This is a genomic window from Vibrio sp. Isolate33, from assembly GCF_022397895.1.
In the GTDB taxonomy this organism is placed as follows: domain Bacteria; phylum Pseudomonadota; class Gammaproteobacteria; order Enterobacterales; family Vibrionaceae; genus Vibrio; species Vibrio pomeroyi.
In genome coordinates this window covers 68,005-89,335 of sequence record NZ_JAKEUP010000018.1, presented here as the reverse complement: position 1 = coordinate 89,335, position 21,331 = coordinate 68,005, and the positions used below count along the sequence as shown (strand labels likewise).

The window sequence follows — 21,331 nt, the reverse complement described above, 5'->3', positions numbered from 1 at the left end:
TGCCAACTCAGCTACGCGGCTTCCGCTTTGACGACTGGTTGATAGCGCCCCGGTTTATGGTTCATCGCCAAAATCAAGTTGGTGACTATCGCGCCCAGTACAGACAACAGAACCAATGACACGTCAACGATAAACAGTGACAGCACAACAATCGTGCAGTCTAGGGCCATCTGAACCTTACCCGCACGAATTCCAAAACGTTCTTGTAGGAACAACGCCAGAATGTTGAAGCCACCCAAGCTCATCTTGTGACGGAAGATCACCAGCATGCCGGTACCAATTAAGCCACCGCCAAGTAACGCTGCATATAATGCATGGATTTCGGCAATCTGAATCACGTGATACAAATGATCCACGGCGAACGAGACAATCGAAACGGCAATAAAGGTGTTGATAGTGAAGCGCCACCCCATACGAGCGACAGACAAAATATAGAAAGGTAAGTTAAGTGCGAAAAACACTTGGCCAAAGCTTAAGTCTGTCACTTTAGTAATGAAGATCGCTAGACCAGCCGTGCCTCCGGTGAGCAAACCGACCTGATTGAAAAAGATAACGCCGAGTGATACCAATGCGCTACCTAAGATCAGCGCCAGTAAGTTTTCGCGAAGGTTATGATCTTTATCCATGTGAATGACTCTCCCTGAATCTTTTAACATCGCGTTTCAGTCATGTTGAAACGATTTACGCCCAAATTTACGATGTTTAGCAGATAAGTCGAGCGAACAGCCGATCTTACGAGGTAATTAGTTTGTATATTAGTTTTTACGGTTATGTGAAATATCTCAATAAAGCAACTAGTTACGAACAAGAAATTAAGTATCTATTCTGAATTACACGCTTCTACCGTTGAATCAATGAGCTTAGCGTTTTCCTATTTATTGGTCATGTTTCATCCCAATCTCAGCGACGCATAAATCCACGCATAGATCTATGCATAAAACACATAGACTAAATCACAAATGGTCATTTGATACATATCTCACTCCTCATTATGATGCGCGACTTCTTACAACATAGAGCGCATGTAAACACCTTATGTTTTCACAATCTCTTTTTGCCCAACTGGCCAGAATGACGTTATTCCTCGTCATTAGCTTGGTTATTGTGCATCACAGTCAGCCATTGATTGATCTCTTGGCTCAGCATGCCGTAAGCAGTGGTTGCCACCAGCAGTCAGGTCATGATCATTCTGGGCACGAACATCACCATGAGATGACTGACCAACACATGTCAGCGCAAGACCACTCACATCACCACCATTAATTTAAGAGTATTAGAATGAGCATTTTCCGTTTTCCTTTACTGGTATGGCTTGGGATCGGCACACTTATTATCAGTCTAGGGATCAGACAATCATTCGGCATTTTCATGATGCCAATTTCAGAGCATTTCGGCACGGGTCGAGAGTTTTTCAGCTTCGCTATTGCTCTACAAAACCTGTTATTCGGTGTGTTCCAACCTTTTGTTGGTATGGCCGCTGACAAATGGGGAGCAAGACGCATCATTATTGCAGGCGCATGTGCTTACGGTTTGGGTTTACTTCTTACCTCAATTTCTACCGAATCAAGCATGCTTTACGTTTCATTAGGTGCACTGGTTGGCCTTGGCCTAAGTGCAACAAGCTATGTGATTGTGTTAGGTGCAGTAGCAAAAGTAGTACCCGCAGAGCATGCAGCTAAAGCATTCGGCTTAACTACAGCTGCCGGTTCATTTGGTATGTTTGCGGTAATTCCGGGCGCGCAATACATGCTGAATGAATTTGATTGGCAAAGTGCGATGCAAGTGTTTGGCGTATTGTGTTGCTTGATGATCTCTTTTGCACTATTCATGCGTGCGCCAAAAGCGGCATCAAACAAACAGGCACAAGCAGAAGACAATCAAACATTGAAAGAAGCGTTGTCAGAAGCCTTCTCTAACAAAAGTTACTGGCTGATTCATGCAGGCTTCTTTGTGTGTGGCTTCCACGTGATGTTTATCGCAACGCACTTACCAAGTTATTTAGCAGATAAGAACTTGCCTGCGAGCAGCGCAGCGATGGCACTGGCTTATGTCGGTATCTTTAACATCTTCGGATCTTACTTCTGGGGTGTGATGGGCGATAAGTTCAGCAAGCGTCATGTAATGTCAGCACTGTATTTAGTGCGCACTGTGGTTATTGGTGCGTTTGTGACTCTGCCAGTTACGGAATCAACCGCAGCTATCTTTGGTGCAGCCATTGGTTTCTGCTGGCTAGGTACTGTTCCACTCACTTCAGGCTTAGTTCGCCAAATCTTTGGTGCTCGTTACCTATCGACTTTGTATGGTTTGGTATTCTTCACTCACCAAGTAGGTAGTTTCTTAGGCGCTTGGGTTGGTGGTCGTATTTACGATTACTACGGATCTTACGAGCCAATTTGGTGGTCGACGGTGATATTGGCATTTGCAGCAGCACTTATCCACTTACCAATCAATGACAAGCCGATTGAGCGTATCAAATTGGCAATGGCTTAACATTTAACGCTGACTCCCCCAGCAGCGAAAATCGATAAGCAATCCAATAAGAGAGTGGATATTGAAAGGAGCGCATCCTGAGATATTCACTCTCTTTTTTACTGGGCTTTGAAATCGAAATTATAACTAGCGAAACTTGCATAAACCTCACTGAATAATAAGACTATTCCTGCCGTTTTACTTTATAGTATTCGTTCGCTCCTTTAGAACTTATTCGCAGGCTTATGGAATACCTAGATCAGACCGCCCTTATCGCGATGGCACTCATTTTTGTCGGCTCGTTTGTACAAACAGCAATCGGCTTTGGTTTGGCTATTGTGGCTGCCCCGTTGTTGTTTTTGGTCTCGCCTGACTATGTACCCGCGCCTATCTGCCTTGTTGGTCTGTTCATTTCTGTATTCAACGCGTTTAAACACCGAGCAAATATCTCGATTGGCGGATTAAAAATCGCACTGTTAGGCCGTATTCCGGGTTCACTGGCTGGCGGGGCTTTACTAGTGATGGTTTCTACAAGCGTATTATCACTGTGGTTAGGCTTATTGGTTGTATTCGCCGTGATTGTTAGCTTACTGCCGTTTAGGTTAGAACCGACGCCTGCCAAAATGGGCATCGCGGGATTCTTCTCAGGCTTCTTCGGTACCAGTTCAGGTATTGGTGGGCCGCCAATGGCACTACTGCTTCAACACCAAGATGCCAATCAACTTCGTGGTAACCTTTCTGCATTCTTTGTGTTTAGTTCTATCATTTCATTACTGGTACAGATCCCGATTGGCTTCTTCACTATGCACCATTTGATCATCACAATCCCGCTGCTTCCAGCGGCTTGGTTGGGTTACAAGGTGGCGTTATTGACGACGCAAAGCATTCCTAAAGAGAAGATACGTATCGGCTCTTTGTTGCTATGTTCTATCAGCGGCTTGACTGCCATTTGGCAAGGCTTAGCTGGCTAGTTCGAAGCAGAAGCTAGAAGCAGAAACATCGATAAAACAACAAACACGCAGATCCACCACCAAACTATTGAAAGGGCGTTCTATGACATACGATGAGTTCAATGCATTCTGTGAATCACAAGCAGCCACCAGCTATGTGATGCAATGGAATAACTCTCACGTTTGGAAAGTAGGTGGGAAGGTGTTTGCGATTGGAGGTTGGGGACCGAACGACGAGCCTGCATTTATCTTCAAAGCGTCGGATCAGAATTTCGACTTTCTAAAAGAAGAGCCCGGTTATAAACCTGCGCCCTACTTTGCTTCACGCGGTATGAAGTGGATTCAACTGTTTGAGAGCACACCAGAAAGGGATGAGGAATTGAGATACTACCTCACTGAATCACACCGAATTGTCTCTTTAGGGCTAACCAAAAAGAAACAAGCAGAACTCGGGCTCAATCAATAGCTAGAATTTCTGCTTGTTAACAGGCCACCCAAGACTAGATAACCTTTCAAAACTTAGGCGGCTATTAAAAGCTTAAATCGCTCTTAAAAACTTAGGTCGTTCTAAGGAACTTGGGCAATAGAGGTTCTATTTTTTGCGTTGGCACCAGTGGCACCAATAAATAGATTAAACCCGCAAAAGCGATAGACGCCGCTAAGTCTTCAGGGCGATGCATGCCAAGCCAAACACGGCTATAAGCAACGCCGCCAGCCCATACCAACAAACCACCCACTAAATAAAAGCGCTTCGCTTCTAAGAACAAGCCACCAAAGAACGCCAAACACACACCAACGAAAATCATGTGTCCAGACGGGAAAGAATAGTCGGTTTCACCAAGCCAATGACGCGTTCGCCACTCACTGACCTTATCTTGCACAGACTCGATCGCTACGTTCTTTTCTACCAATGGCAACTCATAGAACAGCTCTGGCATTTCAACCACTTCCTGCGTAACCAAATACTCAGAATAAGGGCGTGGACTCTCTGTTGAATGCTTTAAGAAGGTTTTCGCGGCAAAGCTAAGTACCAACAAAATGCCTAACTGCAGACAAAGGCTGACCAGTTTCGCTTTAGAAAACTTCATCGTGAGCACTACTGAAGACAAAACAGCGAGCGTTACCAAGAATCCTTGATTGCCTGCCGAGTAAGTCACGAAAGTCATGAAGGCGCCATAGAAAGGCAGAACCGCACTTCCAAGGTCGAAATCAGATCCAAAGATCAAAAAGGGTACGAGAGAATACAAACTTAAAACGAGCAGTAATAAGCCTTTGGATTTGTTAGAGAACAGAGAAGTCATGGCTAAGATCTTTTGGATAAAGTGGTCGGATGCTATCGCAGCTTAGCATCGCCAATATCAATTTTATGTCAAAACGGTCAGTCAGCCGTCATGGTGTAACAATATTCGATTAATGCGGTGCTTGAATATTGATTCGGTGAACCCTCACCTCATCATCAATAATCTTTGCCATCCATTTATACGCATACCGACAGTAAAACCAACTAAAGGCCAGCTGTACCGCACTAAACACAACGGCATTGTGTTCTGCTGATAAAGTGAACACTCACCGGATTATCAGGCCAGAATCTGAAAAACTTTGCTGTCAGTCCTTTAAATCCACTATTGAAAGGATTACCATCTGGTCTGCTTTCAAAGCAAAACAGATTATTAATTTTTATTCTCAGGGCGGGGCGAAATTCCCCACCGGCGGTATGTCCTTAGCAAAATCTAAAGATAAGCCCGCGAGCGCTCGATTCGTCGAGGTCAGCAGATCTGGTGAGATGCCAGAGCCGACGGTTATAGTCCGGATGAGAGAGAATGGAAACACACTCGTTTAAGTTGGAAAGGCGTACCTATTTATTGGGTTCATGCCTCCAACTCGAACGGGTGCATTTCGTTTTGGATGAAACCATAATGAGCTAAGGTCGACTTGTAATGAGTTGGCTTTGTAGTGCTCGGTTGAGATCCCTCATACAGCCCTGATTCTGGTGATATTTTAGGAGTTTAACCATGAATCAGTCTTCACTACTTGCCGAATTTGGCGAACCAATCACTCGCGTTGAAAACGCACTGCAAGCTCTGCGCGAAGGTCGTGGCGTACTTTTACTTGACGATGAAGATCGCGAGAACGAAGGCGACATCATCTACTCAGTAGAACATCTAACCAATGCTCAAATGGCACTAATGATCCGTGAATGCAGCGGCATCGTGTGTCTGTGTCTAACTGACGAGCAAGCAAACCAACTTGAACTTCCACCTATGGTTGTTGATAACAACAGCGCAAACCAAACTGCGTTTACGGTGACTATCGAAGCAAAAGTAGGCGTAACAACAGGTGTTTCTGCCGCTGACCGTGTAACAACGATCAAAACAGCTGCTAACCCAACAGCTGAGCCGACTGACCTTGCTCGCCCTGGCCACGTATTCCCACTGCGTGCTCGCAAAGGTGGTGTACTTGCTCGCCGCGGCCACACAGAAGGTACTGTGGATCTGATGCAAATGGCAGGTCTTCAATCAGCAGGCGTACTGTGTGAAGTAACCAACCCAGACGGTACAATGGCAAAAGCGCCAGAGATCGTTGCTTTCGGTAAACTGCACAGCATGCCAGTACTGACCATTGAAGATATGGTTATGTACCGCACTGAGTTCGACCTTAAGCTTGCATAACGTTTAGCCTTCAATGCTAAACACTTAGCTATTAAGCTAACGACGCTGCGAAATGAACACTGAAAGGCCTCACTCTTACTGCTTTTTATAATTAAAAGCACATAAGGGATGAGGCCTTTTTAATTTCCCTATTTTGATACAGGCCAGAAATCGATCGCCAAAGTGTCTCTACTTATCGAAATCTCCCCAACCTAATCGTCAGAAAAGCGTAACCTCTCAAAAAATCCTGCAAAACATGAGAAAAATTCACTCGAATGGTGAAGTCATGCACCATGATTGATCATCCATAATTAGAGTAAAAACATAAACCAATGAAATATAACACTTATTTATTTTGGCACGGTGTCTGCACTACCACTAAGTAGGTATACAAATATTAGGAGTTGAATATGTTTGTAGTTATTTCAGTGGGTTTATCCCTATTAGTACTTGCAGCCCTGTTTCATTTCTCAAGGAAGAGACAAACAGCGCTATCACACAGGTTTGAAACCTTAGTTCTGCTTAGAGAGTTATTGTTGTTATCACGCAAACACCGTGCAGCAACGCATTACGCTCTAGCATATAAATTGTCTAGCGACTCGATTCGCAAAGTGAACGAGATTTATGACAACATACTTGAGGTATCTGAGCTGCTTCAATCCCACGTGTCGTTTGATAGCCGCCCGATGTATCGCATCTATCACCTCAAGCTCATCGCTATGCACAGTGATTGGCAAAACCGTAGCTTGGTGCGTAACCAATCGATTCATGGCAAAACAATACGTCACAGCATGTTCTTGATGGATGAAGTGATGATCATCTGGCTGATTCAGTCTGAGCGCGAAGACATGAGCCGCGAGTACCACATGAATTGGCAACAGATCTTGGATTGTATGGAGATCCTGACCAAGCTCAGAATGTGTATCCCAGATATGGAGAAGCCTGAGGAGTATTTAAGATTCAAATTCTACGCGTCTCAGACACACAGAAAACTCAACCAATTATCGATTATCTGCCCGATTAGTAGTGGGTCACCGGTTTGTACACGAGCGATGCATGCACTGACAGAGATCGCATCAAGTAACGAAGCGACCCAACCGGCAGACAGCATGTACGAATTAACCAGTGATATCTCTAGCGTCGTGTCGCAAGTCTACGACCAAGTATTATCCGACATTACGAGAAGCTTGTATCAGCCTTTACCAGACATCAACGAAAAGGTGATAAATACTCGATTATCCGTACATCATTACATGTAAAGACTTCGTGAGAGGAGAGCGTGCTGGAACTCTGAATTATTGAGTTCAAATCCGATATCACCATTGATATCGGATTTTTGTATTTATGGGCTTTTAAATTTCTATCGCTATGTATCATTGCCTATGAAGTTTCAAACATCACCAGACTTGATATCGCTAGCCCAAGCTTGTGCCGCAAAATCAATAAACTGGCGAACAACCGGAAGCTGATAGCTGCGAGATAGATACACCGCCCAAAGAACGCTGCTGGGCGAAACAAAGTCATCCAATATTCGTTTCAATTTACCATTCGCAATCAGTGGGTTGGCTAAATCACAAGGTAAACGAACCACCCCTTTTCCATGCTGTGCCGCGCGAGTTAGCACTCCAACATCGTTAGCCTTGATGGTGCCAGACACTTCAACCGAATAGTGCTGATTATCCTTAACGAAATCCCACTTCGAGACATTCAAATGACGAAAGCAATTGTGTTGTCGAAGCGCTTCGACCGTTTTAGGCTCACCATGTTTGTCCAAGTAGGCTTGTGAAGCACACACCACTGAATCAATTACCATTAGCTTTCGTGCAATCAAACTATCGTCAGGTTGATCCGTATAGCGAAGTGCAATATCGATCCTTTCATCCACCAGCTGAGTAAAACGGTCTGAGGCAAACAGTTCGACCGTGATATTAGGGTGGCGCTCGATGAACTGTTCGACCACATCCAACAACATGTGCTGAGTTAAACCAATGGGTGCTGCAATTCGAATGGTTCCAGAAAGATCATCGGTTTGATTGAGTGAAGTAACTTCTAGCTCAGCGGTCTCATGGAGGATCTTCTCACAGCGCTGCAGAGCGATTTCCCCTGCCGCCGTTAAGCTCACCTTTCGAGTCGTCCTATGTAATAGCCTCTGCTTTAACCACCCTTCGATCTCTTGAACATGACGTGAAACCTGCAACCGACTCATGTCCAAATGCTCAGCCGCTTGAGTGAAGCTGGCACAATTCGCAACTTCGACAAAGCTACGCATTGCCGTCAACCTATCCATCACGCTCTCCTTGAACTATTTCGTAGCTAGTCGAATCTTATTAGATCACTATATAGATACAATCTACATCATTTTGCGATATTTATCGCAACCTAGTGAGCTATTAGACTGAAATGGCTGTCGAGAAAACGACTCAATAAATTAGATAATTGGAGAGACATTATGAAAATTGCAGTATTAGGCGCATCAGGTTGGATTGGTAGTCACATCGCTCAAGAAGCTCAATCTCGTGGTCACGACGTAGTTGCTGTTGTAAGAGATGCAAACCGCGTAGAAACCCAAGGCATTGAAGTTCGTTCATTTGATTTACAAGACGAAGCTGCAAATCTAGCAAACGCACTGTCCGGCGTTGATGCAGTAATTACTTCGATTGGCGGACGTACTTTGGGTAATCACGACATCGTAAAAAACACTGCGGCTAAATTGCTCGCAACATTACCGAGCATCGGTATCGATCGCCTACTTTGGGTTGGCGGTGCAGGCTCATTAGAAGTGGCGCCAAACGTACCGCTAGTGACCGTTCCGGACTTCCCTGCGGATTACAAAAACGAAGCGCTAGCACAAGGCGAAGCTCTTGAAGTGTTCAAGCAATCGAACAGCGAAGTGAACTGGACTTTTGTTAGTCCTGCAGCAGAAATATTCCCGGGTGAGAAACTATCGACCTACCGCACAGGTGGCGACCAACTGCTCACCGACGAAGATGGCAACAGCAAAATTTCAGTCAGCGATTATGCTATCGCAATGATTGATGAGCTCGAAGCTGGCAAGTTCCCGCGCCAACGTATTGGCGTCGCTTACTAGTTGTTTCATCGACGAGTTGTTATCGAATGACATTTGTTTACTAGTAGCTATTTACTAACAGCTTAGCTCGCTAGCAGTACAACTTGCCCTATTGCCGCTTAATTCCACTGGTTAAGCGGCTTTTTCGTAACCTCCCAAAAGTCCCATTATCAAGTTGGCACCTTTTGCTAGCAGCATGTCGTGATACGCGAGTGCGTGGCGCGATGGGATACCCTACTATTTACCTCGTCAGCAACAATATTAAAAACAAAGAGGAATCCCTATGAACACTTCAAACATTGCTTTAATCACTGGTGCATCAGGTGGTATCGGTTTTGAACTTGCAAAAATACATGCAAAGAAAGGTGGTGACCTTGTTCTTGTTGCTCGCACGCTGCCAAAACTCGAAGCACTAAAAGCTGAGATTGAAAGCCAATATAAAGTCTCGGTTCATGTGATTTCTGAAGATCTGAGTGATCCTCAAAGCCCGCAACGAATCTTCGATTACACTGAAAGTCATGGGCTTGAGATAAGCACTCTAATCAACAACGCGGGCTTCGGTGGTCATGGTCTGTTTCATGAACGAGCGCTAAACGCCGACTTATCGATGATTCAAGTAAACATCAATGCACTGGTATCACTGACACACTTATATCTGCAAGGCATGGTTGGGCGTAACCACGGTAAAGTGTTGAACGTGTCATCGACCGCTTCTTTCCTACCCGGCCCATTACAAGCGGTGTACTACGCGACTAAGTCATTCGTAACGTCATTCTCCCAAGCCATCGCTCAAGAACTAGAAGGCAGTAACGTCACTGTGACAGCGCTATGCCCAGGCACAGTGAAAACAGGGTTTGTTGAAGCTGGCGACTTGAAAGGTGTCGACGCTTGGAAAAATGCGAAGTCACCAGAGTCTGTCGCTCAAATCGGTTATCAAGCGATGGAAAAAGGCGAGTTGGTGGCGTTTAATGAGAAAGGATTAAAGTTCATGCTTGAATGGCTTATCCCATTTCTACCAAGAAAGATGGTGCTGAAAATGTCTCGCCAATCAATGGAAAAGCAGTAAACCAGTTAAGAAAATAAACGTACTTCGCTCTTGATTGGGCGCTGTATGCTTATTCTGTTTCAAAGGCTGAATCGGTTTCGAAAGGTTTGTGCTAATAAAAAAACTTGGTCGGTTTAAAAGAGCTTCAGCGGGTTAGAAGGGCTTGAACGATAAAAAGCTAAACAGCTAAACAGGTATTAAAGGGTAATTATGAAACGAGCGAAGAAATTCACCTACTCCCCGAGTTGGAGGCTATTGCTCTGCGACATGGGTATTGACCCGCTCGCAGTGCTCAAGCACGCCAAATTGCCGATGGATCTTTTCAATCGTCAGAATTTCACCTTAAATCCAAATGAGTACTACCGACTTTGGGATGCTATCGAAGCCGCGTCTGGTGAAAAAGAAGCACCACTGTTACTGGCGAAATACATGACAGTCGAAGCGTTCGATCCACCGATCTTTGCCAGCATTTGTAGCCCAGATTTGAATACGGCGCTGCAACGTCTTAGCCAATACAAACCGCTGATTGGTCCAATGATGTCTGACGTCGAGATCAATTCGAAACAGACGAGCATTACCATCAGTTGTTACGGCTACGACGCGGAGATCCCCAAATACCTTGGCGTGTCTGAGTTAGTCTTCTTTACTCAATTAGCACGCTTGGCGACCAGAGAAAACATCAAGCCGATCGCAATCGAGTTACCGCTGCTACCTAATAACCTAGAAGATTACAAAGCGTATTTTGGTTGCGAGCTGACACACAGCGAGCAGATAAAAATCACCTTCAGTGCTAAAGACGCCGCTTCGCCCTTCTTGACCGAGAATGTCTCTATGTGGACATTCTTTGAAGAGTCGCTTAATAAAAAACTGATTGATTTAGATTCAGAAGCATCGACCTCTGAGCGAGTGAAAGCCGCTCTGCTAGAGTCGTTGCCAAGTGGTGAGAGTTCGATTGAAGGTATCGCGAGCAAACTTGCAATGAGTAAGCGCACCCTACAAAGAAAGCTCACCAATGACGCTGAGAGCTTCCAAAACCTACTGCAAGAAGTAAGAGGTGAATTAGCCGATCACTATTTGGAAAAATCGACACTGTCACTGGGCGAGATATCCTTCTTACTGGGATTCAAAGAAGCGAACTCGTTTATACGTGCCTACAGCAATTGGAAAGGGGTATCACCGGGAACCTACAGAGAACAAGTTCATTGATTTGTTCTCTGAGACTAGTTCTCTGAGATTAACTCTAAACCAAAACAATAGCTCAGTTATGGCGCGAGCTAGTCGATCGGCAGATGACCCGTTTTCACTAAGATAACCGTCTCTTCTTCCACATAAGGGAAATGTTCGCTCATGTGGGGGCTACGCATCCATGTGTGCTTCGGGTACTCGCCGTGTTCATCTTTGAAAGTTCCAGACAATACAAAGATCTCTTCACCACCAAAGTGACGATGTGGCTGAAAGCGTTCGCCGACAGGCCACTTCACTAAAGCAACATGTTCGTGCTCAAACTCATGCAGTGGCATGACTTGTAAGCCACCAATGCCAGAAAGCCATTCCGTTTCTAGCGTATTGATGCGGACTTGAGTTAAGTCTCTCGCATCAAACTGATTAAGCTTAACCAAGATCGTGCAGCCATCTTTACTCGATGGAGAGTGCGCACTACCCGGCGGATTACGGATATAAGTGCCCGCAGGGAAATCTCCGGTTTCATCAGAGAAAACACCCTCTAATACGAAGATCTCTTCACCTTGCGGATGCGGGTGCTCAGAAAACGAAGATTGAGGATCGTACTTCACCACACTGGTTGTGTGACCCGATTCTTTCTCTTCTCGCTCTAACGGCTTGCGCCATACCCCTTTGGCAGGGCTTGCAATCCAGTCTAATGATCCGGTTTCAATAACCAGCTTTTTTGAAAAGTCCATGTTGAACATAATGGCGACCTTACTCTTGTTATCGTTTTAATTATTATTGTCTTTCTAGTATCCATTCTACGCGAATACTCATCAAGGAGGCCATCACGTTGCTATTTACCTACGCGACAGCCACCTAAAGAGAATCCTGATTAGTTGCGGCCAGCGATCACGCCACCATCAACATCCCAGATTGCACCCGTTACCCAATCGGCACTATCTGATAGTAAGAAAGAAATGCTGTTTGCGATGTCTTTCGGCAAACCTACGCGACCAATAGGGTGGAATGCGTTGAAGCCTTCTAGCGCTTGATCCACTTCTTCCGGCTTAATGAAAGATTCGTAGATCGGCGTTTTAACTACTGCTGGAGAAACCGCATTCACGCGAATGTTGTGGTCCGCAAGCTCCATCGCCATGTGCTGTGTTAAAGCGTGCAAGCCAGCTTTTGCCATTGAGTACGCAGAAGATGGTGTCGCTTTGATTGCTTGCTTACCCCACATAGAACCAACGTTAACCACACAGCCGCCGCCGTTCTTGATCATCAACTTGCTTATCGCTTGAGTGATGAAGAAGGTTGCTTTATTAAGCTGCATGTATTGCTCGTAATCAGACTCTTGGTGCTCAATAAACGCTTTAGGGTTGAAGTAGCCAGCCGCATTAACAAGGTAACCAATACCTTCTTCGATAGACTCTAAATGCGCAATAAGATTCGACACACTTGCATCATCATAAAGGTTAGCTGGCCAACCAGAAGCGTGGCCTAATGATTGAAGTTCTGACACCGCTTTATCTAACTTAGTTGGGTTATTGCCGACAACCAACACATGGATGTTTTGAGCGACTAACTGCTTCGCTGTTTCAAAGCCCATACCGCTTGTGCCACCGATTACTACTGCAATACCATTTTTAGTGAAGTTCATTTTGTTATCTCCTAAGTCATGTGAACGTGGTAATCTTAGGCTTTGAACTAACACTATGAATAGTAAGTACAAATCGGTTAGGTAGGTACTTATTGGTACATCTTTATGAAAAATCAGGAAAACTTTTTTTCAAGAAAATCAGCGCCAGAGCGTTCCGCTCGCATGGTCGAAACCATCTACGGCTGTAAATGGTCGCTAACGGTTTATCAATTATTGGCAAATGGCATTAATCGCCCCGGTGAAATGGTGCGTTCGGTCGAAGGGTTATCGACCAAGGTACTGAATGAATGTTTGAAGCGAAATGTGGAGTTCGGGATTTTAAATAAGCAAATGTTCAACGAACTGCCACCAAGAGTTGAGTATCAAGTGACACCCTTTGGTGAGAAGTTTTTACTGATTCTAGATCAACTGGAAAGCCTGCAAAACGAAATCGACGAGATGTAAGCCCAAACCAGTCAAACGAATAGCAGACACAGCAAGCAAACTTAGCTCACTGGCATTTTTTCAAAGCGACCTTTCACAAAATCAATGAAGGTTCGAATTCGACTGGGTTGATAGCGGTCTCGATGGTAGATCGCTGAAAAGTCCACTTTAGGTACTACCCACTCATCAAACACCTGCTCTAGTTGTCCGTCATTGAGTTCTTGTAAGCAATAGATAGTGGGAACTCGAATAATTCCGTTACCCGACTTAGCACCCTGCACCAACACTCGGCCATTTTTACATTGCAGCCTGCCCGTAACATGCACATCGACCGTTTTCTTGGTGTCGTCCAACGCTTGAAAACTCCACTTACGCACCGAGCCTGTTAAACAATCATGATGGATAAGGTCCTTAGGGTGATTTGGCTTTCCTTTGCGAACAAAATACTCTGGGCTCGCGAGTGTTCCCATCTCTATGTCCAAAAGCTTTCTTGCTATAAAACCCGCGTCTTCTAGGCTTCCCATACGAAAAGCGATATCGAAAGCGTCTTCAATCAAATCAACTCGGTTACTGCTGAAATCAAGGCTAATGCTGATGTCTGGGTAGAGCTGCATGAACTCATTGACCAGATCCGCGATGATCACCTCACCCAAATAACCACCAACACAGTTTACTTTTATGTCGCCGCGTACTTCTTCGACATCGTCCACAGCAGCAATCAAAGCTTGGTCTATATTATCTAAGGCTTGTTCACATCTCGCGTACAGATCTTGCCCTGCGTGAGTCAGCCTCAAGGTTCGTGTGGTGCGGATAAACAATGTCACGCCCATCTGCTTTTCTAAACTACTCACTTGGCGTGATACGTGGGAGCGAGACACATCAAGCTCCTCCGCCGCTTTAGTGAAGTTACCTAAACGAGCGATAAGCACGAAAGAACGAATATCAGATAGGTTAATTTGATTGAGCATAGTCGCCAACTTACTTGTGAAATTTGAAGATGATGAAGCTATAGAGTTATGACGCTATAAAGCTATAGAGTGAACGCTTTTATTGTTGCACTACAGCAACAGTGTTTCAAGTAAAGCGCTATATATCAACAATACTATTTTCCTTAATATACCCCCATCGCAACGAAACAAGACAACAAGCACTTGATTCGAATGCACTTAAACAATACGTCGTAGCCAACCGACGCAATTAAAGTACAGAGGAAATAAAATGAAAAAACTAATCGTAATTACAGGTGCAAGCTCTGGTATTGGTGAAGCAATCGCTCGTCGTCTAAGCGGTGAAGGTCACCCTCTGCTACTTCTAGCTCGTCGTGTTGACCGTCTTGAAGCGCTTAACCTACCAAACTCTCTATCTGTGAAAGTAGACGTAACAGATAAAGCGTCTTTTGATGCGGCAATCGCACAAGGTGAAGCGAAGTTTGGCCCTGTAGATGCGCTTATCAACAACGCAGGTGCAATGCTTCTTGGCCAAATCGATACTCAAGATGCTCAAGAGTGGAAGACAATGTTCGATGTGAACGTAATTGGTCTTCTAAACGGCATGCAGTCTGTACTTGCTCCAATGATGGAACGCAACACAGGTACTATCATCAACATCAGCTCAATTGCGGGTAAGAAAACATTCCCAAGCCACGCTGCTTACTGTGGTACTAAGTTCGCGGTTCACGCTATCTCTGAGAACGTTCGTGAAGAAGTAGCAGCTTCAAATGTTCGTGTTACCACTATCGCACCGGGTGCTGTTGAGACTGAACTTCTGTCTCACACTACATCTCAAGAGATCAAAGACGGTTACGATTCTTGGAAAGAAGACATGGGCGGTGTATTGGCACCTGACGATATTGCTCGCGCTGTATCATTCGCTTACCAACAACCACAGAACGTTTGTATCCGTGAAATCGCTCTAGCACCGACTAAGCAACAGCCATAGGCCTTTGCTATCGCGACTAAATCAGCGATGAACTAGAAAAGCGCCACGACTTAACAAGTCGTGGCGCTTTTTTTTGATTCAATCTAATTGTTAGCAATAAGCGAGATTAGAACTCAACGCGGTAAACTGATGTGCTACCACTTACTTCGTTGCCAACCGCAATAAAGTGGTTACCAGAGCGAGTGAAATACTTGATTGACTCTGGGCCTAGGTCACCCGCTTTCGAGTTGTAAGTATCGTTGTCGCAATCGCCGTCTTCATCAACTTTAGTGCACACTGGTTGTGTAAAATCTCGGTTGTTCAAGTAACTGATGAAACTTGCGTTTTCAGGCTGTGTTACGTCGTAAACCATGATGCCACCTTGGCGCTCAAGACCAATAAAGGCATAGTGCTTACCGTTAATCTCAGCCACTTCGATAGCTTCAGGTTCTACCCCTTTATCATCACTGCGATCGTCACCACTTTGGTTGTTATCATTGGTGCTATTGAAGTTTGCAGGATCTTGTTCAAGAACGATTCGAGCAAAGTCATCACCGCTATCAAACACTAACTCGCCAGACTCATCCCAGATCGAGAAAGAACGGCTACCGAATGCTTGAACCTTTTGGTCAGCAGCAAGTGTTGCTTGTGGCTTAATCACTTTAAGACGAGCAAGTTGTTTGTTGTCTTTCAACGCACCAGCCAATGGATGGTTAGCGTCAACATCTAACTTCTTGCCACGCACTTCATCAACATAAGCAATACAAAAGTCTTTTTCTGTTGTGTAGTTTTCAGTGCCTTGGTAGTCGTCACCATCCCACTCAAACCCTTTATCATCACACACTTTTTGCGTCGTCTTGATGCCATACTCGCGGCCATCGCCTTCGTTTGCCGTCACGATGTAGGTGTTACCATCAACGCTGTAGCTGGTGATGCTATCAGGCATGTAAAGCCCTTCTAACATTGCGTAGCTTTGTAGGTTGCCGATGTTTTTGTCTTTGTTCGATGCATCCAACTGAGCGGTATCCCAAGGCTTGCCGCCTAGTCCAAGAATCGCATCCACTTCTGAAGTTGCCACGTCAATTGCTGCTAATGCATTGTTCTCTTGCAAGGCAACGTAAAGTTTACCGTTATCAGCAAACGTCAGGTATTCCGGCTCTAGATCTTGAGCAACGGTCGCATTCGGAGCCGAGATTCGAACCTTGTCAGTCAGTTCTGCATGGCGAGGCTGACCTTGATTGAAGGCCTTGAAATCAATTTGAGTCACTTTTGCTTGTAAAGGACCATTAGCTAAATCAACCAGCGTCACAGAGCCTTCAGGATCAATGCTGTAATCCGCATTCGGCTCACCTTCGTTTGCTGATGCGATGTAACGGCCGTCTTTCGAGAAGCTCACCATGTCTGGTAATGCGCCAGCAGTGTAAGTGGTGATCAGCTCTAGTGTATCTGAGCGATAAAGCGCAATTATGCCATTTTGTTGCTTGTCAGCATTTTCGATCGCGACAGCAACTAAGCCTTGATGAGTCGATACACTGTTCGCAGCACCGATATTAATACCCGAAGCCGCAGCGGCTGATTGAAGGTCGATAGAACCCTCAGATGTCGGTGCGCTATCAGCGTTCATCGACAACACATCGACTTTCTGCGCTTGCGCGTTAACCACATAAAGCTTATCGGTACATGAATCGTAGCTGACGATTTCGGCTGCAGAAGTATCAAACGGAGCGTCAGCAATAGAGCTGCCCACCAAAGTAAGCCCACTTACCACCGCATCGCTCGCGATTGGCTGTTGGATGGATTGGCATTGAAGGCTAAAAGCATCAAGTGATGTTTGAGATGATGTTGTCGGCTTTGAAGTTGATTGAGAACAACCAACGAGAGCCGAGCTTACCGCGATAGGTAGTAATAAAGTCAGCTTATTAAATTTACGATTCATATATCCTCCATAATTTGAATCGCGATCATAGAGGCCGCTTATGACAGTTATCTTTCTCTTTTATTAACAATAGGTGACGACAATCGGTTTCTTTTACCCATAACAACAGAGGGTTGGAATGAGCATTCCATTAACAAGCAAGCAAAAAAAAGCGCCCAAGCTGGCTGGTGCTTGAGCGCCTTTAGTAAACTGAATAGGTAGGTTAGAAGTTGTAACCACCACCGATCATGAATACCCATGGGTCGATATCAACGTCTGTTTTGAACGTGTCTGTAGCCGTTTTGTATGTCGCTGTAGTACCGATGTCTGCGTACCAAACCGATGCGTTTAGGAACCAGTCCTCATTGATCATGTAGTCAATACCAATGTTTGCAGCAAGGCCCCAAGAATCATCCAAAGACACATCCGTTAGGCCTGCATTTTTGCCGTTAGCATTCAATCCTTCGTCAAAGAACACAGTGTAGTTGATGCCCGCACCTACGTAAGGACGGAAGTCGCTGTTCGCCTCACCAAAGTAATATTGAACCATGAACGTTGGCGGGAGGTGTTTAGTATCAGCAATTTTACCTAGACCGTTTACAGAAATGCTGTGAGAAAATGGGCTTGCTGCTAGGACTTCAAAACTGATGTTGTCAGTGAACATGTAACCGAAAGTAAGACCAAGTTGAGTATCAGAATCAACTGAGAATTCTAGGTCAGGGTTGTTAAGTACAGCGTCACTGCTGTCGTTTGGAGATACTGTTGCTGCACCTGCACGGATGATGAAATCACCTTCTTTATGAGCAAGAACATTCGTTGACATAAGAGCCGCAATAACCGCAATACCACATACTGTTTTTTTCATTATTATTTCCTTGAGGGCTTCATTTTATTGGTGAATGAGTAATCATTTCTTATTTTGCGTGCAAGTTATCACAGAATACCCCTACTTTATTGATGGAAATCAATTTGTGAAAGGTTATGATTATTTGTGTAAATTTATATCGACCCGATCACTTTATTCCTTCATTTTATTGACAGTTTTGTAATGCGACTTTTCCGTGCATCATTTTGTTAACTCTGCCTTTTCACTTTGCTCGGATCTCTTTGGATCAAAATAGAGCAATCCAACATCCCGTACGCATCAATTTGGTGCAGTCTCGCAGAGTTCGTTCTCACCTCGTTTAATATTCAATGAGTTACATTTGGCTTGGTGCTTGCAAGTCTATGTTCATAATCATAAATACATTGAGGTTCTGACTATGCAAGACACTCTAACAATCGTTCTGGCCGGCGGTGTTGGCTCTCGGCTTTCCCCTCTCACCGATAACCGCGCAAAACCTGCGGTACCTTTTGGTGGTAAATATCGAATCATCGATTTCACACTCGCGAACTGCCTGCACTCAGGGCTTCGCCAAATTCTAGTACTGACTCAGTACAAGTCTCACTCTTTGCAAAAACACTTACGTGATGGTTGGTCGGTTCTTAACCCCGAGCTCGGCGAATACATCACCAATGTTCCCCCGCAAATGCGCACAGGTGACAGTTGGTATAGCGGCACGGCAGATGCGATTTATCAAAACTTGTATCTGCTATCTCGCAGTGAAGCTAAGCATGTAGTCGTGTTATCTGGCGACCACATCTATCGCATGGATTACGCACCAATGCTCAAGCAACATAAGCAGAATGAAGCTGACTTGACGGTCGCCTGTATGGAAGTGTCGATTGATGAGGCCAAAGAGTTTGGTGTGATGGAGATAGACGAATCTCTACAAATCAATAGCTTTACCGAGAAGCCACGTTACCCCGCGTGCGTACCCGGCAGACCGACCCGAAGCATGGCTTCAATGGGAATTTACATCTTTGATAAAGAAGTGCTTACTCAAGCACTACTTACGGACGCAGAAGATCCGGACTCAAGCCACGATTTTGGTAAAGACATCATTCCAAAGTTAGTCGGCAACAACAGTGTTTATGCGTATAAGTTTGGTGATGAAGAAGGACGCGTAACCCAAGACGCTTACTGGAGAGATGTGGGTACGATCGACTCTTATTACCAATCGAATATGGACCTGTTGAAACCAGCCTCACCTATCGATTTGTACCAACCGGATTGGGCAATTCGCACCTATGACCCGCAACTGCCGCCCGCACGAACCATTGCTTCGGTAGAAGGCAACCAGGGGATATTCATCAACTCGATGATCGCGAATGGGGTGGTGATTGAAGGTGGTTCAGCGCAAAACTCTATCTTTTTCCCTAAGGTAAAAGTCAGCAATGCCGCGATTGTGATTGATAGTATTCTGTTTGAAGACGTGGAGATCGGGCGAAACTGCCACATTCAAAACTGCATTATCGATAAGAACGTTAAAGTGCCAGATGGGACTCAAATTGGCATAGATAGCCTTGCCGACGCCAAGCGCTTCCACATATCAAAACAAGGAGTAATAGTGGTGCCCTCTTCTTATCAGTTTGAAGAGTGATACTCCCTCTAGCGTAGCTTCTTATTAAACGACAAAAGGCAGCGAATTCGCTGCCTTTTTATTTGGTTAGATGTTCTCAAGCATAGCTTATTTAATAAGAGCGAACTCTTTAAAAAGGACCCAACTCAATCATTTGAGCAATCACAACCGAAACTAACGCACCCACTGACCAGAACAAGAATAACGGTAAGAAGAAACGAACCCACTTGGTGTAAGGCACTTTTGCAATCGCTAGTACAGCCAGTAAGCCACCATTGGTTGGGTAAATGTAGTTAGAGATACCATCGCCCAATTGAGAAGCCAACGCCGCTACTTGACGAGTTACTTCACCAATGTCTGCCAATGGAATGATAATTGGCATGGTGATTACTGCTTGGCCACTGCCCGACGGAATAAACAGGTTAATCGCAGCTTGTGAGAAGTAGATACCCGCCGCAGCTACAAGCTTAGAGCTGCCTGAAATGATCTGAGCAAGGTAGTAGATGATCGAGTCAACAATCTTCGCGTCTTCCATAATGGTCAACACCGAGCGTGCAAAGAAGATGATCAACACAGCAACCAATACATCGCTGACACCTTTGGTCCAGTATTCACAGATCTTGTTAGGAGACAAACCCGCCACTAAACCTGGAATGATCGCCATTGCCACAAATGCACCCGCAATCTCGGTAAAGCCAAAGCTGATCGTCAGAGTACCGAAGATCATGTATGCGAATACGCCTAAGAATGCGATACCAGCGAACTTTTCACGTGTGGTCAGTGTTTTCGCTTCAACATTTGATTCGTAGTGGTAACCCGTGCCGTGTAGCAAGCCCTTAGTTGGGTCTTGCTTTACTTTGCGAGCGTAACTCAACACATACCAAGCGCCCGTCAAAAGCATGAACATGCCAACAATAAAGCGATACCACATGCCCGAATACATAGGGAGTTCAGCAATAGTGTGTGCAATACCCGTGAAGAATGGGTTTGCCAATGCGGCCGCAAAACCCGCACAACTCGCGAGTAGGACAACACCGAGAGCCGTGATCGCATCGTAGCCAAGCTTGATACAGATAGGGATCATCAGCGAGATGAAAATGACATCAAGCTCACGCATCCCCGTGAAGGTTACGTTGAAGAAGATCGCCGTCATGATCACAGGCGCAATCACGTACAAACCTTGCTTCTTAAGCTTAGTGGTGAGCGCAACAACCGATGCATCTAACAGACCCATGTGTTTGATAATACCGAAAGCACCACCAACAAATACCACAACACCCATCACGCCAGAAGCGGATTTGAAGCCTTTAAAAAATGATTCGAAAAAAGAGGCTAATGTTGTTGGATTGCTCGCTAACAGTGTGTAGCTGTCTGGGTCGATAACCGTGCGACCATTCATGACCACTCGCTCGAATTCACCAGCAGGGATGAAGTAAGTTGCGATTGCAGCAACGATCACCATGATAACCAAAGAGAGAAACGGGTGGTTTACTTCTTTCTCTGTCGAAGCTGTATTACCAGCTGGAGATGTAGGTACGGATGTAGATACCGTAGACGTCATATAGACTCCTTACTTGTCAGCAACCAAGAAGTACTTGGCCGCCAAGG

The 21,331-nt window shown here is 45.1% G+C and carries 21 protein-coding genes and 1 riboswitch; of the genes, 12 read left to right on the top strand and 9 right to left on the bottom strand.

The annotated features are described in order from the left end of the window. Nucleotides 1-11: 11 nt before the first annotated feature. On the bottom strand, nucleotides 12-626 hold the full coding sequence (locus tag L1D37_RS20005; RefSeq protein ID WP_017065874.1) for a YitT family protein: 615 nt from the start codon (nucleotides 624-626) through the stop codon (nucleotides 12-14). Between the two features lie 409 nt (nucleotides 627-1,035). Here L1D37_RS20005 and L1D37_RS20000 point away from each other — a divergent pair, with 409 nt between their 5' ends. From L1D37_RS20000 to L1D37_RS19985, 4 genes are all read left to right on the top strand, one after another. Next, the gene (locus L1D37_RS20000) at nucleotides 1,036-1,263 is read left to right on the top strand and encodes a hypothetical protein (RefSeq protein WP_076668359.1); all 228 of its coding nucleotides are present in this window, start codon (nucleotides 1,036-1,038) and stop codon (nucleotides 1,261-1,263) included. Nucleotides 1,264-1,278: 15 nt separating this feature from the next. Further along, nucleotides 1,279-2,490 carry an MFS transporter gene (locus L1D37_RS19995; protein ID WP_176678808.1) on the top strand — a complete coding sequence of 404 codons (1,212 nt, stop codon included), beginning with the start codon at nucleotides 1,279-1,281 and terminating at the stop codon, nucleotides 2,488-2,490. Between the two features lie 224 nt (nucleotides 2,491-2,714). Continuing rightward, the gene (locus tag L1D37_RS19990) at nucleotides 2,715-3,440 is read left to right on the top strand and encodes a sulfite exporter TauE/SafE family protein (protein WP_176678809.1); all 726 of its coding nucleotides are present in this window, start codon (nucleotides 2,715-2,717) and stop codon (nucleotides 3,438-3,440) included. Nucleotides 3,441-3,522: 82 nt separating this feature from the next. Next, nucleotides 3,523-3,885: an MmcQ/YjbR family DNA-binding protein gene (locus tag L1D37_RS19985; RefSeq protein WP_004741119.1), complete on the top strand. Its 363-nt coding sequence runs from the start codon at nucleotides 3,523-3,525 to the stop codon at nucleotides 3,883-3,885. Nucleotides 3,886-3,976: 91 nt separating this feature from the next. Here the strand turns inward: L1D37_RS19985 and L1D37_RS19980 are convergent, their stop codons facing one another. Beyond that, nucleotides 3,977-4,720 carry a phosphatase PAP2 family protein gene (locus L1D37_RS19980; RefSeq protein WP_239848926.1) on the bottom strand — a complete coding sequence of 248 codons (744 nt, stop codon included), beginning with the start codon at nucleotides 4,718-4,720 and terminating at the stop codon, nucleotides 3,977-3,979. Between the two features lie 374 nt (nucleotides 4,721-5,094). Beyond that, nucleotides 5,095-5,245: riboswitch (FMN riboswitch) on the top strand. Between the two features lie 186 nt (nucleotides 5,246-5,431). Between L1D37_RS19980 and ribB the strand changes: the two genes are divergently transcribed. Together ribB and L1D37_RS19970 are read left to right on the top strand one after the other, a co-directional pair. Next, the gene (gene ribB, locus L1D37_RS19975) at nucleotides 5,432-6,088 is read left to right on the top strand and encodes a 3,4-dihydroxy-2-butanone-4-phosphate synthase (protein ID WP_239848925.1); all 657 of its coding nucleotides are present in this window, start codon (nucleotides 5,432-5,434) and stop codon (nucleotides 6,086-6,088) included. 389 nt (nucleotides 6,089-6,477) lie between these two features. After that, nucleotides 6,478-7,326, top strand: a complete 849-nt coding sequence (locus L1D37_RS19970; RefSeq protein ID WP_057623828.1) for a hypothetical protein — start codon at nucleotides 6,478-6,480, stop codon at nucleotides 7,324-7,326. A 131-nt stretch (nucleotides 7,327-7,457) separates the two neighbouring features. Here the strand turns inward: L1D37_RS19970 and L1D37_RS19965 are convergent, their stop codons facing one another. Then, nucleotides 7,458-8,354: a LysR family transcriptional regulator gene (locus L1D37_RS19965; protein WP_239848924.1), complete on the bottom strand. Its 897-nt coding sequence runs from the start codon at nucleotides 8,352-8,354 to the stop codon at nucleotides 7,458-7,460. A 162-nt stretch (nucleotides 8,355-8,516) separates the two neighbouring features. On the opposite strand from L1D37_RS19965, the gene L1D37_RS19960 reads away from it, so the two are divergent. From L1D37_RS19960 to L1D37_RS19950, 3 genes are all read left to right on the top strand, one after another. After that, nucleotides 8,517-9,155, top strand: a complete 639-nt coding sequence (locus L1D37_RS19960; protein ID WP_239848923.1) for an NAD(P)-dependent oxidoreductase — start codon at nucleotides 8,517-8,519, stop codon at nucleotides 9,153-9,155. 262 nt (nucleotides 9,156-9,417) lie between these two features. Beyond that, nucleotides 9,418-10,200 carry an SDR family oxidoreductase gene (locus tag L1D37_RS19955; RefSeq protein WP_239848922.1) on the top strand — a complete coding sequence of 261 codons (783 nt, stop codon included), beginning with the start codon at nucleotides 9,418-9,420 and terminating at the stop codon, nucleotides 10,198-10,200. A gap of 189 nt (nucleotides 10,201-10,389) precedes the next feature. Then, nucleotides 10,390-11,385 carry an AraC family transcriptional regulator gene (locus tag L1D37_RS19950; RefSeq protein WP_239848921.1) on the top strand — a complete coding sequence of 332 codons (996 nt, stop codon included), beginning with the start codon at nucleotides 10,390-10,392 and terminating at the stop codon, nucleotides 11,383-11,385. Between the two features lie 68 nt (nucleotides 11,386-11,453). Here the strand turns inward: L1D37_RS19950 and L1D37_RS19945 are convergent, their stop codons facing one another. Together L1D37_RS19945 and L1D37_RS19940 are read right to left on the bottom strand one after the other, a co-directional pair. Then, the gene (locus tag L1D37_RS19945) at nucleotides 11,454-12,107 is read right to left on the bottom strand and encodes a cupin domain-containing protein (RefSeq protein WP_239848920.1); all 654 of its coding nucleotides are present in this window, start codon (nucleotides 12,105-12,107) and stop codon (nucleotides 11,454-11,456) included. A 131-nt stretch (nucleotides 12,108-12,238) separates the two neighbouring features. Next, nucleotides 12,239-13,006, bottom strand: a complete 768-nt coding sequence (locus L1D37_RS19940) for an SDR family oxidoreductase (RefSeq protein ID WP_239848919.1) — start codon at nucleotides 13,004-13,006, stop codon at nucleotides 12,239-12,241. Between the two features lie 105 nt (nucleotides 13,007-13,111). On the opposite strand from L1D37_RS19940, the gene L1D37_RS19935 reads away from it, so the two are divergent. Continuing rightward, complete coding sequence (locus L1D37_RS19935) at nucleotides 13,112-13,450, top strand: helix-turn-helix domain-containing protein (RefSeq protein ID WP_086714285.1); 339 nt, start codon at nucleotides 13,112-13,114, stop codon at nucleotides 13,448-13,450. 41 nt (nucleotides 13,451-13,491) lie between these two features. Here the strand turns inward: L1D37_RS19935 and L1D37_RS19930 are convergent, their stop codons facing one another. Continuing rightward, nucleotides 13,492-14,397, bottom strand: a complete 906-nt coding sequence (locus tag L1D37_RS19930) for a LysR family transcriptional regulator (RefSeq protein WP_239848918.1) — start codon at nucleotides 14,395-14,397, stop codon at nucleotides 13,492-13,494. Nucleotides 14,398-14,647: 250 nt separating this feature from the next. On the opposite strand from L1D37_RS19930, the gene L1D37_RS19925 reads away from it, so the two are divergent. Continuing rightward, nucleotides 14,648-15,367: an SDR family oxidoreductase gene (locus L1D37_RS19925; RefSeq protein ID WP_239848917.1), complete on the top strand. Its 720-nt coding sequence runs from the start codon at nucleotides 14,648-14,650 to the stop codon at nucleotides 15,365-15,367. Nucleotides 15,368-15,473: 106 nt separating this feature from the next. On the opposite strand, the gene L1D37_RS19920 is transcribed toward L1D37_RS19925, so the two are convergent. Both L1D37_RS19920 and ompW read right to left on the bottom strand, forming a co-directional pair. Then, the gene (locus L1D37_RS19920; RefSeq protein ID WP_239848916.1) at nucleotides 15,474-17,282 is read right to left on the bottom strand and encodes a choice-of-anchor I family protein; all 1,809 of its coding nucleotides are present in this window, start codon (nucleotides 17,280-17,282) and stop codon (nucleotides 15,474-15,476) included. 202 nt (nucleotides 17,283-17,484) lie between these two features. Further along, nucleotides 17,485-18,126, bottom strand: coding sequence for an outer membrane protein OmpW (gene ompW / locus L1D37_RS19915; protein WP_017631574.1), 642 nt, complete (start codon nucleotides 18,124-18,126; stop codon nucleotides 17,485-17,487). A gap of 397 nt (nucleotides 18,127-18,523) precedes the next feature. Between ompW and glgC the strand changes: the two genes are divergently transcribed. Then, nucleotides 18,524-19,744, top strand: coding sequence for a glucose-1-phosphate adenylyltransferase (gene glgC, locus L1D37_RS19910; protein ID WP_239848915.1), 1,221 nt, complete (start codon nucleotides 18,524-18,526; stop codon nucleotides 19,742-19,744). Between the two features lie 109 nt (nucleotides 19,745-19,853). On the opposite strand, the gene L1D37_RS19905 is transcribed toward glgC, so the two are convergent. Continuing rightward, nucleotides 19,854-21,284 (bottom strand): Na+/H+ antiporter NhaC family protein, encoded by a 1,431-nt coding sequence (locus tag L1D37_RS19905; protein ID WP_239848914.1) that lies wholly within the window; start codon nucleotides 21,282-21,284, stop codon nucleotides 19,854-19,856. Nucleotides 21,285-21,331 lie beyond the last annotated feature (47 nt).